General features: G+C 63.0%; 11 protein-coding genes and 1 pseudogene. 10 read left to right on the top strand and 2 right to left on the bottom strand.

Translation table 11 applies throughout. From position 1 onward, the window contains the following. Positions 1–8: 8 nt before the first annotated feature. A pseudogene (locus tag AB3X86_RS12805) lies at positions 9–965 on the top strand (pyridoxamine 5'-phosphate oxidase family protein); the annotation flags it as partial. Positions 966–1,035: 70 nt separating this feature from the next. Here the strand turns inward: AB3X86_RS12805 and AB3X86_RS12800 are convergent. Further along, entirely contained in the window at positions 1,036–1,440 is a 405-nt protein-coding gene (locus AB3X86_RS12800; RefSeq protein ID WP_176105912.1) for a helix-turn-helix domain-containing protein, read from the bottom strand. A 708-nt stretch (positions 1,441–2,148) separates the two neighbouring features. Between AB3X86_RS12800 and AB3X86_RS12795 the strand changes: the two genes are divergently transcribed. From AB3X86_RS12795 to AB3X86_RS12770, 6 genes are all read left to right on the top strand, one after another. Next, positions 2,149–2,571 carry a hypothetical protein gene (locus AB3X86_RS12795; protein WP_368596262.1) on the top strand — a complete coding sequence of 141 codons (423 nt, stop codon included), beginning with the start codon at positions 2,149–2,151 and terminating at the stop codon, positions 2,569–2,571. Positions 2,572–3,338: 767 nt separating this feature from the next. Further along, on the top strand, positions 3,339–3,998 hold the full coding sequence (locus AB3X86_RS12790) for a hypothetical protein (protein ID WP_255208910.1): 660 nt from the start codon (positions 3,339–3,341) through the stop codon (positions 3,996–3,998). 260 nt (positions 3,999–4,258) lie between these two features. Continuing rightward, entirely contained in the window at positions 4,259–5,725 is a 1,467-nt protein-coding gene (locus AB3X86_RS12785) for an amino acid permease (RefSeq protein WP_368596261.1), read from the top strand. A gap of 345 nt (positions 5,726–6,070) precedes the next feature. Further along, the gene (locus AB3X86_RS12780) at positions 6,071–7,294 is read left to right on the top strand and encodes an efflux RND transporter periplasmic adaptor subunit (protein WP_368596260.1); all 1,224 of its coding nucleotides are present in this window, start codon (positions 6,071–6,073) and stop codon (positions 7,292–7,294) included. Between the two features lie 11 nt (positions 7,295–7,305). Next, on the top strand, positions 7,306–10,503 hold the full coding sequence (locus tag AB3X86_RS12775; RefSeq protein ID WP_368596259.1) for a multidrug efflux RND transporter permease subunit: 3,198 nt from the start codon (positions 7,306–7,308) through the stop codon (positions 10,501–10,503). Continuing rightward, a complete protein-coding gene (locus tag AB3X86_RS12770; protein ID WP_368596258.1) occupies positions 10,496–11,998 on the top strand; it encodes an efflux transporter outer membrane subunit in 1,503 nt (500 codons plus the stop codon). Before AB3X86_RS12775 ends, AB3X86_RS12770 begins: the two co-directional genes overlap by 8 nt. Positions 11,999–12,061: 63 nt before the next feature. Here AB3X86_RS12770 and AB3X86_RS12765 read toward each other — a convergent pair whose 3' ends face one another. Then, on the bottom strand, positions 12,062–13,480 hold the full coding sequence (locus AB3X86_RS12765; RefSeq protein WP_368596257.1) for a Do family serine endopeptidase: 1,419 nt from the start codon (positions 13,478–13,480) through the stop codon (positions 12,062–12,064). 330 nt (positions 13,481–13,810) lie between these two features. Between AB3X86_RS12765 and AB3X86_RS12760 the strand changes: the two genes are divergently transcribed. The 3 genes from AB3X86_RS12760 to AB3X86_RS12750 all read left to right on the top strand — a co-directional run bounded on the left by AB3X86_RS12760 (position 13,811) and on the right by AB3X86_RS12750 (position 16,459). Further along, the gene (locus AB3X86_RS12760; RefSeq protein ID WP_176381472.1) at positions 13,811–14,332 is read left to right on the top strand and encodes a 2,4'-dihydroxyacetophenone dioxygenase family protein; all 522 of its coding nucleotides are present in this window, start codon (positions 13,811–13,813) and stop codon (positions 14,330–14,332) included. Between the two features lie 83 nt (positions 14,333–14,415). Then, a complete protein-coding gene (locus tag AB3X86_RS12755) occupies positions 14,416–15,717 on the top strand; it encodes an MFS transporter (RefSeq protein ID WP_176125739.1) in 1,302 nt (433 codons plus the stop codon). Positions 15,718–15,730: 13 nt separating this feature from the next. Then, complete coding sequence (locus AB3X86_RS12750) at positions 15,731–16,459, top strand: SDR family NAD(P)-dependent oxidoreductase (protein ID WP_368596256.1); 729 nt, start codon at positions 15,731–15,733, stop codon at positions 16,457–16,459. Positions 16,460–16,485: the final 26 nt, after the last annotated feature.

Here is a 16,485-nt window from a genome sequence, read left to right as displayed (position 1 = left end):
GTCAGATCATGTCCGAGTTCGTTCTGTTGAATAACTGGGGAGCCGACGTGTCGCCGTTTCATGCCGGCGAGCAGGATGCGCAACAGCGCGCGGGTGTGCGTGACGTCGCGGAGTCGATGGGGCGTCGGGGCATTCGCCGTTTCATGCCGGAGCAGCATCGCGAGTTCTTTGCCGCGCAGCCGTTCCTCGTGATCGGCGGCGTCGATGCGAGCGGTCAGCCGTGGGCGACGCTACGCGCGAGTTCGCCGGGCTTCGTCACGTCACCGGATGCGCGCACACTGCGCATCGAAGGCGGCGCATTGGCGGGCGACCCGCTCGCCGCGGCGTGGCGCGAAGGCGCGCAGCTCGGCGCGCTGGGCATCGAGCCGCGCACGCGGCGCCGCAATCGGGTGAATGGTGTCGTACGGTCGGTGCAAGGCGACACGTTGCAGTTCGAAGTCATGCAGAGTTTCGGCAATTGCCCGAAGTACATCCAGAGCCGTACGCCGTCTTTCATCGAGCGGGACCCGGCCGCGACGCGCGCGCAGCCCGAGATCGCCGAGCGTCTGGGCAGTGCCGACCGCGAATTGCTCGCGAGCGCGGACACGTTCTTTATCGCCAGTGCGAATCTGAGCGAGGAAGCGGGGGTGGGGAAGGGCGTCGACGTTTCGCATCGCGGCGGCGCACCGGGCTTCGTGCGCGTGGACGACGCAACGACGCTGACCACGCCCGACTACAGCGGCAACCGCTTCTTCAACACGATCGGCAACCTCGTGCACGATCCGCGCGCGGGCCTGCTGGTCATCGACTTCGCAACCGGCGATCTGCTTTTTCTGGCGGTGCGAGCGGAGATCATCTGGGACGGCGACGAACTCGCGGCATTTGCGGGCGCGCAGCGGCTCGTGCGGTTCCATGTGGATGAAGTGCGCCGCAGCCGCGGCGCGTTGCCGTTCCAATGGTCGCAGGTCGAACTCGCGCCGCAGTTTCTGCCAAAGGTCCGGGAAAGCGCCTGAGCCGATGCGCACGCGCGTGCGTTAGCTGGGTGCGGCCGCCATCTTAGTGTGCATTTCGGCCGAGCCGGTAAGACACGCCAAGTCTGGTGGCCAGTTGCCATACATAGACCCGCGAGTAAGAAATGCCGAACTGACGGCTTATCAACTCGCGCATGCGCGCATTGCTCCAGCCATCGGAGTCGAAGCCATAGTCCCGCGGCGAGGCCCTCAGCGCCTCGGCCAACCAGTCCAGATCGGCCACCGCGAGCGCGGAATGGCGGCCGCCGACGCTCATGTTTCTGAGCGCGTCGAGCCCACCTTGCTCCAATAGCTTGCGATATCGCTCGACGGTGGTCTTTGCCATTCCCATCTGTTTCGCGACCTCGGCCGCGGCGATGCCGTCGAGCAGTTTCTTGCCCGCCGTGAGACGCCGTGCGACCGTCGGTAAATCGTCATTCGGTCGATGCATTGGAGAACTCCGCCGTTGGGTCGCTGACCGGGCTGCAAGCGGTTGCCGGTGTAGACAGAGAAGAGTGTCACGCCACTTACAGATAATCGAAAAGTCGCTCGCTGTGTCTAAAAGAATAAAAAATCAATCGCGTCTTTCCCCTGATAGAAAACGACGTAATCGTCGGGTATGACGTTCGCGCTATGTTTTTCTTTCCCCATCGTAAAGATCTTCCTTGCGATTGAATTTCACGTTTGCTAACCTGATTGAACTGATTTAAACAAAAGATCAATCCGGCTTGGCTCGCGCCGATAGCCCCCAATACCGCCTAACCGCATAGAGCTTGGTGTCTGGGGTTGCTCAGTGTGCGCGGCATGCCGGAAGACTGAATCGTTTGAATGCGTGGATTTCTGTTTTGCGAATGCAATTCGAATGCATTTTTTCGATGCAGGGTGGTGTTCGCTGGAAATCTGCGAAAAATGGGTTCGGAAGATTGAAAACCGTTTTGCGGCGCTTTTCCAGGCGGATTATAGCGAAACGGGACATTCGCGCAGAATGTTGCTGATCGCGACTCCAGTAACCATCTGCTTAATTTGACTGCCTCGCTCAATACCCGGAAATACTTTTTCGCCGGGCACTTTATGACTCAATACGCATAAATCGATCAAAGGGGCCGGCGTCTTCATCGGTGCCATTGGGCATCTGCCAGCAGGCGGTAAGGAGAATGAAATGAACACGGATAGGACCCGCGATATCGCCGCGATGCTATTGCGTGCCGCCAGGCGCAAGAGACTCGTGTCTTATCAGGAACTGCACGCGCTTTTCGGTCGCGACGAACCGTTGCAAAGCCGTTATCGCGCGTTGGCGGACGCGGCGCGCTCGCTGAGCGATTGCGCGTCGCTCGACTACGGCTGCCTGATGAGCCTCGACAACGGCCTGCCGGGTGATGACTTCTTTAATCGTTTCAGGCACGACAGACCGCATGAATACGAAAAGGTGATGGGTTTCGGATCGGCGGGACGCTCGACGATCAAGAAACGACTGATTGCGGATGCCGAGCGTCTGCGGGTGTTCGAACATGCATCGCAGACCGAGGCAAATGGGAACGCGGCGACCGCGTTGTGTCCGTACGCCGCGTCGAAATGCACGTAGCACATGCGCAGTCTCCGAACGCGACGAGACGCTCGCGGTTCGAGAGAATATGCGAAACGTCTCTGAGCCACGATGCAATAGACAACGATTAAAAATCCGCTTGAGCAGCGACAGCGGTATTCGCGTTAGCGGTCGAAAGCTTATTCTCGTGGTGGACCAAGAAGGATTTAACGATTGTCTAATTGCGGTATATGGCGCGCATGGAATCTCCCGGTCCGCGTGGAGGATGGTAAAGTCGTGAAGGATCTGATTGAGCGCGCGGTAAGGTTGACATCAAATTGCCGAGGCAGTCTTGTTGACGATTACTGAACCGTCCAGCATCCGGGTGTCGATTGCGGTATGAAAGAAACGCGCGCTTTGGATGCCTCGCCATCGTGGCTGGGCATCGTCGGTGTCCCAGTGGTGGCTGTCTTCGACGGATACGCCATTTGACATAAGATAAATTATCAACATCCATTCTGTTAGTCCAAAGTTCAGATGTCGTGTTTCTGAACACCGGCGCGCATCGTCGCAGTCGCAGCCATTTCCAAATTCTCGCAATGTGATCTAGAAAAGCGGTCAGAGAAATCCGACTTCAGATTTAGTGATCGGAATCAATCACCTGAGGGCTTTACGTACGCTGCCGAACATTGTGCGCGGCTAGTAGAGAATATTTTTCATTACGGTTGTAGAGCAAAAAACGAATGGAAATCTGGGCTATGGACACCCTGACAGACGTGCGTGGGCACACTGAGACTAACCGGATTCGAATCGACCAAAGCGTCGCCTTGAAATCTTTTGATGACGTGATTCCCCAGGAGACGATCGCCGAAATCAACCAGTTTATCGACCATCTGTTTGACACCACCGCACCGCGCTCGCAATCCGGCGCGAAAATCGCCGAGATACTGCGTCGCGCTCAGGCCTTTCGCGAACTCGAGCAATCGATCTGCGCGAATGCGCGCGCGATGGCCGCCAAAATCGGGCAAACAAATTTACCGACCGAGCCGTTCCACGTACTGCGCTGCGCGAGCAAGACTTCGCTGGCGGAAAGCCACTGCCGCCATTACGACTCGCACCTGCTGACGCTGCTGGTTCCGCTTCAGCTCGCACCCGACGGCGTTCACAACGGCGATCTCGTGATGTATTGCAAGCCGCGCCTGTCGGTCACGACGCTGACCAACCTGATCTGCAAGATGCGTCATGGCTTCCTGCATAGCCTGCCGCTCAGTTGGCGCAGCTGGCATACCCTGCATGACCTGCGTGTCGGCAACTGCAAGCGCATCCCGGTCAAACCCGGCAGCGTCTACGAATTCAATGGCTTCGCGCTTCAGCATGCGAACCTCGACGTACAGAACGGGCAGCGGCGCACGCTCCTGATTCACTACTACGACCCCGGTCACACGCTCGGCCTGAGCGGCGTGCTGCGGCGCGGGAGGATCGGCTGAGATTGCACATCGGCCCGCAGCACGCCCGCTGCTGCGCGCGCCAGCCATGCCACTGCCCTGTCGCCCCGACAAAGCAAGCCGATTTCACTTTGCTTTTAATCCGGCATAGACTGAATTCAGACTTTTTCCGTTAGACGCTTTCTTCGCACTTGCCGTGACCGTTGCCGTGCGCGGCGACGGATGTTTTTGTCGTGCTCCGCGAGCCGATGACAGTCTGACCGGTTCGTGCCTAATCAACACTGAAAAAGGGACGACTCATCATGGCCGATACCGGTTACATGGCACGCAAAACCGTCGCTGAGATCGTCGCCAGCGCCGACGTCGAAGAAGGCCGCCATCTGTCGAAAACGCTGGGCGCGACGAGTATCACCGCGATGGGCATCGGCGCGATCATCGGCGCCGGCATCTTCGTGCTGACGGGGACCGCCGCCGCGCAGTTCGCGGGCCCGGCCATCACGCTGTCGTTCATCCTGGGCGGCATCGCGTGCGCGTTCGTCGGCCTGTGCTATTCGGAGCTCGCGGCGATGCTGCCCGTATGCGGCAGCAGCTACACGTACACATATGCGACGCTCGGCGAAATCTTCGCGTGGATCATCGGCTGGGACCTGATCCTCGAGTACGCGATGGGCGCCGCGACCGTCGCGGTCGGCTGGTCCGGCTATATCGTGAGCCTGTTGCGCAATGTCGGTATCGACATTCCACCTGCCCTCGCCGCCGCCCCCGGCACCGTCGTCAAACTGGCCGACGGCTCGACGGTCACCGGCGTGATCAACCTGCCGGCGGTGGTGATCATCGCGATCCTGACCACGTTGCTCGTGTTGGGGACCAAGGAATCGGCGCGCCTGAACAACGTGATGGTCGCGGTCAAGCTGACCGTGGTGGTCACGTTTATCGCGATCGGCCTGTTTTTCATCAAGCCGGAACACTGGCATCCGTTCATTCCTGCCAATACCGGGCAGTTCGGCAGTTTCGGCATGAGCGGCATTCTGCGCGGCTCGGCCGTGGTGTTCTTCGCGTTCATCGGCTTCGATGCGGTGTCCACCGCCGCGCAGGAGGCGCGACAGCCGCAGCGCGACATGCCGATCGGCATTCTCGGCTCGCTGATCATCTGCACGGTGCTGTACATCCTCGTCGCCGCCGTGCTGACCGGCCTCGTTCCCTATACCGAGCTGAACGTTCCCGATCCGATCGCCAAGGGCGTCGACACGATCGGGCTCACGTGGTTCGCGATACTGATCAAAATCGGCGCGTTGACGGGGCTGACCACCGTGATACTCGTGCTGCTCTATGGACAAAGCCGCATCTTCTTCACGATGTCGCAAGACGGTCTGTTGCCGCACTTTTTCGCGAAGGTGCATCTGCGTCTGCACACACCTTATCTGAGCCAGATCCTGATCGGTACGGTCGTCGCGATCGTCTCTGCGCTGACGCCGATCGGCGTGCTCGGCGAGATGGTCAGCATCGGCACGCTGTTCGCATTCGTGCTCGTGTGCGGCGCGGTGATCTATCTGCGGCGCAGCGACTCCGAGGCGGCGCGTCCATTCCGGGCGCCGGGCGTACCGGTCGTGCCAGTGCTCGGCATCCTGTTCTGCCTGCTGCTGATGGTCGGCCTGCCGCTCGTCACGTGGCTGCGGCTCGTCGTGTGGCTCGTGATCGGCATGACGATTTATCTGTCATACGGCCGCAAGCATTCGGTGTTGCGCCATCCTGAGCGCAAGCGTACGTGACTGTTATTGGGTGACAATTGCATGCCTTTAAATAGCGGCGATTGCTGGATGGTAATTGACATGTAATTGACGATTGCCATTCAACCTGGCGGTCTCTTTGGACATGCGCGCTGCGTCTCTGTTCGGCAACCCACGCGCTGTCTCGCTTGCGAGCGGCAAGCCCTTCCCAGTCGCGACGCCAAGAATAAATTGACAAGCCACCCAGACACGGTAGGATCAACGGAAATATTTTCCCGCGCATTAACGCGCCCACACTCGTTCCGAATAATTAATTCGACCGCAAACCGGAAAAACCGTCACCGATCTCACGCGCAAAAAAGACTGCCTTGATCAAAGGAGTTTCTCTTGCCTTGCTTCGCATTCCGCCTGCGTAGTCGTGCCGTATCGCTGCTGATCACCGGTTTGCCGTTCCTGCTTGCCGCCTGCAACGACCGGTCGCAGACTCCCACCGCCGCGTCGATGCCGCCGTCGGTTCCCGTGCTGGTCGAAACGGTTTCCACCACCCCTGTCGCCGATGTCGTCGAGTTGCCGGGCCGCATCGAGGCCGTGCGCACCGCCGAGATTCGCGCGCGCGTCGATGGCATCGTCGAGCGCACGCTGTATCAGGAAGGCACTGACCTGCCGGCCAACGCCCCGCTCTTCCAGATCGACGCGAGCGACTATCGCGCGCAGTTGCAGCAGGCGCAGGCCGCGCTCACGCGCGCGACCGCCGTGCGAGACAACGCGGCGTCGGTCGTGGAGCGGTTCAAGCCGCTCGTCGGCCGTCATGCGGTCAGCGCGCAGGAATATGACGCCGCGCTCGCGACGATGCAGCAGGCCCAGGCCAATGTCTCCGATGCGCAAGCCGCGGTTGCGCTTGCGCAACTGCGGCTGGATCGCTGCATCATACGCACGCCGATCGCCGGGCGCGCGGGCCGCGCGCTCGTCACCGAAGGCGCGCTCGTCAGCGCGGGCGCGGCCACGCTGCTCACGCAGGTCAATCAGCTGACGCCGATCAACGCGGTGTTCACGCAGTCGAATACCGTGATGCTCGATGTCGAGCAGCAGATCCAGTCGGGCGCGCGCCAGCCGACCAGCATGAAGCACGTCGAGGTGCAACTGATCCTCGCCAACGGCCAGATCTACAACGAGCGCGGTTTTCTCGACTTCGCCGATCTCGTCATCGATCCGTCGACCGGCACGCAGACGGTGCGCGCGCGTTTCGCGAATCCGGACCGCACGCTGTTGCCGGGGCAGTTCGTGCGCGGGCGCATCATCGCGGCGGGCACTCTGCAGGGCATCCGTATTCCCGAGCGGGCGGTGCAACTCGACAACGGCGTTGCGAGCGTCGCGCTGGTCGCCGACGACGGCACCGTGGTTCGCCGCAACATCGATCTAGGCGAACAGGGCGAAGGACGCTGGACCGTGCGCGGTGGTTTGAAGCCCGGCGAGCGCCTGATCGTCGACGGCTGGCAGAAGGTGCAACCGGGTCAGCATGTCGACGCGCGGCCCGCGCCCGATGCTTCGCCGGCGGCGCAGCCGGCCGCGCAGTTGGCCAAGCCCGCCGCCCCCGCTTCTGCCGCGCACTGACGGGCGGCCCGATGAATCGATTCTTCGTCGCCCGGCCGGTTTTCGCGTGGGTCATCGCGCTGTTCATCGTGCTGTTCGGCGCGATCGCGCTCGCGCTGCTGCCGGTCGAGCAGTACCCCGACGTCGCCCCGCCGTCGCTCAGCATCACCGCGGTGTACAGCGGCGCCGACGCGAACACGCTCGAGCGTACCGTCACGTCGATCGTCGAAGACGAGATGAACGGCATCGACAATTTCCTGTACATGTCGTCGGTGAGCCGCTCGAACGGCACGATGCAGATCACCGTGGTGCTGAAGCCCGGCACCGATCTCGACGTCGCGCGCAGCCAGGTGCAGGACCGTCTGAGCCGCGTCGAGCCGCGCCTGCCGCTCGAAGTCCGGCAGGTCGGCGTGCGCGTGACGAAGGCGTCGTCGGGCTTTCTGATGCTGCTTGCACTGCAGGCGATCGACAGCTCCACCAGCGCCGTCGCGATGGGCAACTTCGCGTCGAACAACATCGTCAACGAGTTGCGCCGGATCGACGGCGTCGGCGATGTACAGCTATTCGGCTCGTCGTACGCGATGCGGATCTGGATCGATCCGCGCAAGCTCGCGGGCTTTGGTCTGTCGGCAAGCGAGGTGCTGCAGGCGATCCAGGAGCAGAACAGCCAGACCGCCGGCGGCGGCCTTGGCGATCAGCCGATCGCGCCTGGCTCCGAATTCACCGCGCAGATCGTCACGCAAAGCCGCTTCACGACGCCTGAGCAGTTCCGCGAAATCATCGTGCGCGCGAATCCGGATGGCTCGACCGTGCGGGTCGGAGACGTCGCGCGCGTCGAACTCGGCAACGACAGCTATGGCAACCGGCTCACCGTCAACGGCAAGGTGTCGGCCGGCATCGCGATCCAGCTCGCGAGCGGCGCGAATGCGCTCGCGGTCGCCAACGCGGTGCGCCAGCGCATGCGCGAATTGCAGCCGATCTTCCCGCGCGGCGTCACGTGGACCGTGCCGTTCGACACCACGCCGTTCATCACGACCTCAGTGCAGGGCGTGATCCGCACGATGGTCGAGGCGCTGCTGCTCGTGACGGTCGTGGTGTTCCTGTTCCTGCAGGACTGGCGCGCGACCGTGATCCCGACGATCGTCGTGCCGATCGCGCTGATCGGCACCTGCGCAGGGCTCTTTCTGTTCGGGCTGTCGATCAACATTCTGTCGCTGTTCGGCATGGTGGTCGCGATCGGTATTCTCAACGACGACGCGATCGTCGTCGTCGAAAACGTCGCGCGCATCATGCGCGAGGAAGGGCTCGGCGCGCCGCGCGCAACGGTGAAAGCAATCGGGCAGATTTCGGGCGCGGCGATCGCGAGCACGCTGGTGCTCGTCGCGGTGTTCATTCCGATGGCGTTCTTTCCGGGCTCGACGGGCGGCATCTACCGGCAGTTTTCGGTCACGCTCGCGGTGTCGATCCTGCTGTCGACGGTGCTGGCGCTGACACTCGGCGCAGCGTTGTGCGCGGCGATGCTGCGCAGCGAGGCGGCGTCAAAGCAACGGCCGAAGAACCCGGCCTCACGTCTGCTGCACGGCGTGTTCGGCGGCTTCAATCGCGGGCTCGACGCGGGCACCACGCGCTATATCGGCGGCGTCGATGCGATGTTGCGCTCGCCGCTGCGCTGGCTGCTGGTGTTCGTCGCGGCCTGCGCAATCACCGCGTTTTTCTTCACGCGGCTGCCGACCGGCTTTCTGCCGACCGAGGACCAGGGATACATTTTCGTCACCTATACCGGGCCGCCGGGTTCCACCGACCAGCGCACGCAGCGCGCAATCGATCAGGTCGAGGCGTTTCTGCGAACGCAGCCGCAGGTGCGCAACGTCGCATCCGTGACGGGCTTCAGCTTCTTCGGCCAGGGGCAATCGGCGGCGCTGTCGTTCGTCGATCTGAAGCCGTGGGACGAGCGCTCGGGCGAGGAGAATTCGGCGAGCGCGCTGGTGCGTCGCGCGAACGCCGCGTTCCGGCAGATTCCCGAGGCGATCATTTTTGCGCTCGATCCGCCGCCGATTCCGTCGCTCGGCACCGCGACCGGCTTCACGATGAAGATCCAGGATCGCAGCGGCGTCGGCGGCGAAGCGCTGCAACAGGCCGCGCGGCGCATGATGATCGAGGCGTCGCAAAGCCCTCTTCTCGCCGGCGTGCGCGCCGAGGGCATGCCGGAGGCGCCGCAACTGTATGTCGAGATCGACCGCGTGAAGGCGCGCGCGCTCGGTCTGCAGATCGGCCAGGTGAACCAGGCGCTTGCGCTGACGTTCGGTTCGAACTACGTGAACGACTTCGTGTTCGAGGGCAACGTGCTGCGCGTGCTGTTGCAGGCGGACGCCGAACAACGCATGCGCGCCGAGGACGTGAGCGCGCTGCGCCTGCGCAACAACCGCGGCGAGATGGTGCCGTTCTCGGCGTTCTCGCACGTGCGCTGGATTTCCGGGCCGCAGCAGCTCGAACGCTATAACGGCTTTCCGTCCGCGACGCTGTCGGGGCAGGCCGCGCCCGGCCGTTCGAGCGGCGCGGCGATCGCCGAGATGGAACGCATCGCGTCGCGCGTGTTGACCGGCAGCCTGAGCTACGAATGGACCGGCACCGCGTTCGAGGAAAAACAGGCGAGCGGGCAGATCGGCATGCTGCTGGGGTTGTCGCTCGTGGTCGTGTTCCTGCTGCTCGCGGCGCTGTACGAGAGCTGGGCGATTCCGGTCGCGGTGTTGCTGATCATCCCGTTCGGCGTTATCGGAGCGGTAGTGCTGACGATGCTGCGTGGACTGTCCGCGGACGTGTACTTCAACATCGGCCTCGTGACGATCATCGGCCTTGCCGCGAAGAACGCGATTCTGATCGTCGAGTTCGCGATCAAGGAGGAAGCCGCAGGAAAGGACGCGCTGGCCGCCGCGAAGAACGGCGCGCAGCAGCGTCTGCGCCCTATTCTGATGACTAGCGTCACGTTCGTGCTGGGCATGCTGCCGCTCGTGCTTGCGACCGGCGCGGGCGCTGCGAGCCGGCGCGCGGTCGGCACCGGCGTGATGGGCAGCATGCTGACCGCGACGATGTTCGGCATCTTCTTTACGCCGCTGTTCTATGTGGCCGCGCGTCGCTGGCTGAGCCGCAAGAAGCGCAGCGTCGATCTGGACGATGACGATCGGCCAACGGCCACGCCGGGCGAATTGGGTGGAGGGCAGCGCGATGCGTAAGAGCCTTCGTCAGAGCCTTCATCGGTGCCTTCATAAGCGCCTGCTGCCCCTCTTCTGCTGCTCGCTCGCCGCCTGCAACTTTGCGCCGAAGTATCAGCAGCCCTCACTGCCGATCGCCGATCATTTCGACACGACGGAGATCGCCAATCCGGCCACCGCGCATCTGGCAAGCGAAGTCGACTGGGAGACCTTCTTCGCCGATCCGCAACTGAAGCTGCTGATCGAGGCCGCGCTCGAGCACAATCGCGATCTCGCCGCGTCGGTCGCGCGCATCGAGCAGGCGCGCGCGTTCTATCGCATCCAGAACGCCGCGCGTTTGCCGCAGGTCAATGCGAACGCGGCTGCGACCCGCACGAAGGCGCCGCTCGGTTCGATCGATCCCGAGTTCGACAACACTGACATCTCGGTGCAGTTCAACCAGTACAACGTGCAGGCCGCGGTGACGTCGTTCGAACTCGACTTCTGGGGGCGCGTGCGCAACACCAGCGAAGCGGCGCGGCGCCGGTATCTGGCCACCGTCGACGCGCAGCACGCGTTTCGTTTGTCGCTGATCGGCAATGTCGCGTCGAACTACTATGCGATCCGTTCGGGGGAAGAAGGCATCGCGCTCGCACAACAGACGCTCGACAGCCGGCGCTACGCGCTGGAAGTCGCGAAGATGCGGCTCGACGCGGGCGTCACTTCGATGGTCGATTACGACCAGGCCGCCATTCTCGTCACGCAGGCGCAAACGCAGCTCGCGGAGCTGCAACGAACCACGGCACAGCAGCGCAATCTGCTCGAGGTGCTGATCGGCGGGCCGCTGAATGAGGCGCTACCGCAAGCGCCGCCTATCGCCGACGCCGCGCAGTTCCGCGAACTCGATGCGGGCCTGCCCTCCGCGTTGCTGTTCGACCGGCCGGACATCCAGCAGGCCGAGCAGCAGCTGCGCGCGGCCAACGCCGACATCGGCGCCGCTCGCGCGGACTTTTTCCCGCGCATCGCGCTGACGGGCAGCTTCGGTTATGTGTCGCCCGAACTCGGCGATCTGTTCGTGCCGGCCAAGCAGGCGTGGTCGTTCGGCGCGCTGGTCGGCATGCCGATCTTCGATGCGGGACAGCGCCAGGCGCAACTCGCGCAGGCGCGCGCGCGGCGCGACGAGCTGATCGCCGACTATCAGCGCACGGTGCAGAACGCGTTTCGCGAGGTCTCCGATGCATTGGTCGCACGACAACGCTACAAGGAGCAGATCGCGGCGCAGGAACAGGCGGTGCAGGCGCAGCGGCAGCTCGCCGAAACGGCGCAGCTGCGCTACGAAAACGGGATCTCGATCTATCTCGAGGTTGTGGATGCGCGACGCAATCAGTTTGCCGCCGAGCAGCAATTGATCCAGCTTCGGGCGACGGCCTTGCAGAATGGCGTGTCGCTTTACGTCGCGTTGGGGGGCGGACCCGACGAGCCGCCGGACGTATCGCAAAGCACGTCTCACGCGGATGGGGTCCAACCTTCCAACTGAGGCACGCGCGCTGCATCAGCGCGTCGTGCCCGCCGCCGGCATTGCACCGGCGGGTTCTACTCATCAGCCAAGCGTCACGTCGACCGACGCCTGTTCACCATCGCGCACCACGGTGACGGACACGCTGTCGTCCGCCTGCGCGATCATGCGGCGCAACTGCTCGACGCCGCGAATCACCTTGCCGTCGACGGCAACGATGATGTCGCCCGCCTGAATGCCTGCCTCGGCGGCCGGACCGGTGGCCTGCTGCACCACCACGCCGCCCGGCAGCTGCGCTTGCTGGAGTTCGTCGCGGGACAGCGGACGCACGGCGACGCCCAGACGCGGACGGTTTTGCTGCTGCGGTTGGGGCTGCTGCTCTTCGCGCGGCTCGGCCGACGCCAAGTCCGACGCTTGCTGCGTGCCCACCGTCACCGACAGCTTGTTTTCGCTGCCGTTGCGCCACACGCTGATCGTCGCTTTGCTGCCCGGCGAAAGTTGCGCAACCTGACCGACCAATTCCCTGGTGTTATCGATATGCTTGCCGTTCACGCCGACGATCACGTCGCCCTGGCGCAGACCGGCTGCGTGCGCGGGACCATTAGGATCGACGGAGCCGACCAGTGCGCCGCCCGCGGAGTCGAGGCCCAGCGCCTTCGCCTTGTCGGCGCTGAGCGGCTGCACGGCCACGCCGATGCGGCCGCGAGTCACGTGACCAGTGCTCACGAGCTGGTCTTTCACATGCATCGCCGCATCGATCGGAATTGCGAACGACAGACCCTGGAAGCCGCCAGTGCGCGAGTAGATCATCGAGTTGATGCCGATCACTTCGCCATTCAGATTGAACAGCGGACCACCCGAGTTGCCCGGATTGACCGGCACGTCGGTCTGGATGAACGGGATCGGGCTATCGTCGGACATCGAGCGCGATTTCGCGCTGATGATGCCCGAAGTCACCGTGCTGTCGAAGCCGTAGGGCGAGCCAATCGCTACGACCCATTCGCCGACCTTGCTGCTGTCCGGGTTGCCGATCTTCACCGTCGGCAGATTGTTCGCGTCGATCTTGACGACGGCGACGTCGGTGGTCTTGTCCTTGCCGATCACGCGGGCGCGGAATTCACGGCCGTCGGTGAGCTTCACGCTCACGCTGGTCGCGCCGTCGACGACGTGATTGTTGGTCAGGATGTACCCGTCCTGGCTGATGATGAAGCCCGAGCCGAGCGCTTCGCCGCCGCTCTTGCGTTGACCGTTCTCGTCGATCGACGCGGCTTCCTTGACGCCGATATGCACGACCGCCGGACCATAGCGCGTGACGATGCTGGAGAAGTCGGGCGCCGACGAGCGCGAGCCGACGATATCGGACACCGCGTGCAGCGACGACGTCGAGCCCTGCGTGTCGCTCACGGACGCATCGGCATTGCGATGGCTCAGTGCATACGCGCCGCCAAAGGCGAGTACTACGCAAATCGCAGCGCTACCGCTCCAGTATTTTTTCGTGGTCATAGTCAAGGGAATATTGCCGAAAATTTCGAGATGGATGCGTAATGTAGTGGCCTCCTCTTAAACAAGGCTTAAAGATGGTGCTCGATCAGAACAGCCGAAGAAGCCTTGATTTGTGGGTTATTTGCGCGTCGTGCGCGCTCGTGGCCATAGTTGCGCGTGCATCTGTCGCGCGGTGTGAGGATCAATTCATGAGTGGCTTATCGTGCCCGACCAGTGATTTCCCCAGGATTGACCCCGCCGAAACCGGTTCCGATAATGACCATATCGTAGACTTGGCATCCACAATGTGGACATCAAGTTCTTTTGGCACACTTCGCGAGGAATTTCCCCATGCCAGAGGCCAATCAATCCGATTTGACGCCGTACCAGCTACCGTTCCCGAAGGAAGCGCAAAAGGAAATCGTCGTGCCCTTCGCGATTCCGGCCGACGAACGCGTGTGGGTCCCGCAGGCCGAAAACGTGTCGTTCCGTCCGCTGTGCCTGAACGCGTCGCAGGGATACTGGATGAATCTGCTGCGCGTGCGCCGCTCGGGTGTGCTGAGCCGGCATCGTCATCCGCAGGCCGTGCACGGCATGGTGCTCAAGGGCCACTGGCGCTATCTCGAACATGATTGGGTCGCAACCGAAGGCAGCTATGTGTACGAGCCGCCGGGCGAAACGCATACCTTGTATGTGCCCGAGGACGTCGAGGAAATGATCACATACTTCCAGGTCAACGGCGTGATGTTCTATTGCGATCCGTACGGCAACCACACCGGATACGAAGACGTGTTCACGAAGATCGACATGTGCCGCAAGCACTACACGGCGGTCGGACTCGGCGAAGACTATGTCGATCAGTTCATCCGGTAAACAACGCGCCCAACGACTCTGCAATACCAGGCGTCACAGCAACACCATCTCACCCAGCAGGACACATTGCGCAGGAGACAAGCATGCTTCAGAAGTCGCAACGTCTGAAACGTATCCAGGTGGTCGCCGTCGTCTTCCTGACGGTTGCGGGCATCGTCAATTATCTCGACCGCAGCACGCTGTCGATCGCGAATCACCTGGTCAGCGAGGAATTGCATCTGTCCGCATCGCAGATGGGCTTGCTGCTGTCCGCGTTCTCGTTGTCGTATGCGTTTGCGCAGTTGCCGGTCGGCGCACTGCTCGACCGTTTCGGCTCGCGCGTGATGCTCGGCCTCGGCATGCTCGTATGGTCGATCGCCCAGGTCGCGGGCGGCTTCATCCAGACGCTCAATCATTTCCTGAGCGCGCGGGTCGTGCTCGGCATCGCCGAGGCGCCGCTCTTTCCGGCCGGCGCGAAAGTCGTCAGCGAATGGTTCGCGGTACGCGAGCGCGGCACGCCGATTGGCACCTTCATCTCGTCATCCACCATCGCGCCGATGATCGCGCCACCGCTGCTCACGGTGCTGATGCTGGCCTTCGGATGGCGAACGATGTTCGTCATCATGGGCGTGGTCGGCATCATCGTCGCGCTTGCGTGGTACGTCGTTTATCGTAATCGCAGCGAAATCGCGCTGACCGAAGCCGAAACCGCGCATTTGAACGAAGGCGCAACCGCCCAGGAAAACCCGCAGGGCCTCAGCTGGTCCGAATGGGGCGCGCTGTTCAAGCTGCGCAATACGTGGGGCATGATCTTCGGCTTCATGGGCGTGATCTACATGGTGTGGCTCTATCTGACCTGGCTGCCCGGCTATCTGGAGCGCGAGCGTCATTTGAGCATCGCGCACACCGGCTGGCTCGTCGCGATTCCCTATGTGTTCGGCACGATCGGCATGGCGAGCAGCGGCGTGATCGCCGACTATCTATTGAAGCGCGGCATGGCGCCGATCCGCAGCCGCAAGTGGCCGCTGTGCATCGGCCTCGTCGGCGCGGCCGCGTTCACGGTGCCGGCCGCCTACACGCCGAGCACGACGCTCGCGATCGTCTACGTGTCGCTCGCGATGCTGTTCGTGAACCTGTCGAGCGGCAGCGCATGGGCGCTCGTCAGCGTCGCCGCGCCGCGCCATCTGGTGGCGTCGCTCGGCAGCATGCAGAACTTCGGCGGCTATCTGGGCGGCTCGTTCGCGCCCGTGATCACCGGCATCGTCGTCGATCAGACGCATTCGTTCGTCAACGCGCTCTTGATCAGCGCGGCGGTTGCGTTCGCGGCGGCGCTCGTCTATCTGTTCGTCGTCAAGGAAGTCGCGCCCGCGCCGCTTGCGACCTCGATCGAGACCCAACCCACCTGACGCGGCTTCTCACATGACATTCCAGAATCAGCTACTCGAAGGCAAGACCGCGCTCGTGACCGGCGGCTTGTCCGGCATCGGCGCGGCAATCGCCAACGCGCTCGCGCAACTCGGGGCGCACACGGTGGCCGCCGGTTTGCCGCTGCCCGAACGCGCAGCGGATACGCTCGATCGCGAAATTCCGCGCGTCACGCTGGACGTGCGCTCGGCCGAGGCGGTAAGCGCAGCGGTTAACGCGCTCGAGCGTCTCGACATCGTGGTCAACTGCGCGGGCGTGATCAGCCGCGTCGAAGAACATCGGCTCGACGTGTTCGAACGCGTGATGGATATCAATCTGAACGGCACGATGCGGGTGTGCGCGGCCGGGCGCGACTTGCTGAAGGCATCGGCGGGCTGCATCGTGAACACGGCGTCGATGCTGAGTTTTTTCGGCGGCGGTCTCGTGCCCGCCTATAGCGCGAGCAAGGGCGCGGTGGCGCAGCTAACGAAGTCGCTCGCGATCGCGTATGCGGCCGACGGCATTCGCGTCAATGCGGTTGCGCCGGGCTGGATCGCAACGCCGCTCACCCAGGCGTTGCAGGACGACGCTGGCCGCTCGCAGGCGATTCTCGAGCGTACACCGCTGCGACGCTGGGGCACGCCGGAAGAAGTCGCGCAGGTCGCGGTGTTCCTCTGCACGCCGGCGGCGTCGTTCATGACGGGCGCGATCGTGCCGGTCGACGGCGGGTATCTGGTCGCGTGAGCGAGTCGTTGCGTGAAGCGGCGTCA

This window comes from Paraburkholderia sp. BR14374, assembly GCF_040948685.1.
Classification (GTDB): domain Bacteria; phylum Pseudomonadota; class Gammaproteobacteria; order Burkholderiales; family Burkholderiaceae; genus Paraburkholderia; species Paraburkholderia youngii.
This window is presented reverse-complemented; position numbering and strand designations above follow the sequence as displayed.

What these genes read in the sequence shown, in the direction of transcription:
- AB3X86_RS12750 (WP_368596256.1), top strand. Translation starts at nt 15,731, where the DNA reads ATGACATTCCAGAATCAGCTACTCGAAGGCAAGACCGCGCTCGTGACC.
- AB3X86_RS12760 (WP_176381472.1), top strand. Translation starts at nt 13,811, where the DNA reads ATGCCAGAGGCCAATCAATCCGATTTGACGCCGTACCAGCTACCGTTC.
- AB3X86_RS12785 (WP_368596261.1), top strand. Translation starts at nt 4,259, where the DNA reads ATGGCCGATACCGGTTACATGGCACGCAAAACCGTCGCTGAGATCGTC.
- AB3X86_RS12800 (WP_176105912.1), bottom strand. Translation starts at nt 1,440, where the DNA reads ATGCATCGACCGAATGACGATTTACCGACGGTCGCACGGCGTCTCACG.
- AB3X86_RS12765 (WP_368596257.1), bottom strand. Translation starts at nt 13,480, where the DNA reads ATGACCACGAAAAAATACTGGAGCGGTAGCGCTGCGATTTGCGTAGTA.
- AB3X86_RS12770 (WP_368596258.1), top strand. Translation starts at nt 10,496, where the DNA reads ATGCGTAAGAGCCTTCGTCAGAGCCTTCATCGGTGCCTTCATAAGCGC.
- AB3X86_RS12755 (WP_176125739.1), top strand. Translation starts at nt 14,416, where the DNA reads ATGCTTCAGAAGTCGCAACGTCTGAAACGTATCCAGGTGGTCGCCGTC.
- AB3X86_RS12775 (WP_368596259.1), top strand. Translation starts at nt 7,306, where the DNA reads ATGAATCGATTCTTCGTCGCCCGGCCGGTTTTCGCGTGGGTCATCGCG.
- AB3X86_RS12795 (WP_368596262.1), top strand. Translation starts at nt 2,149, where the DNA reads ATGAACACGGATAGGACCCGCGATATCGCCGCGATGCTATTGCGTGCC.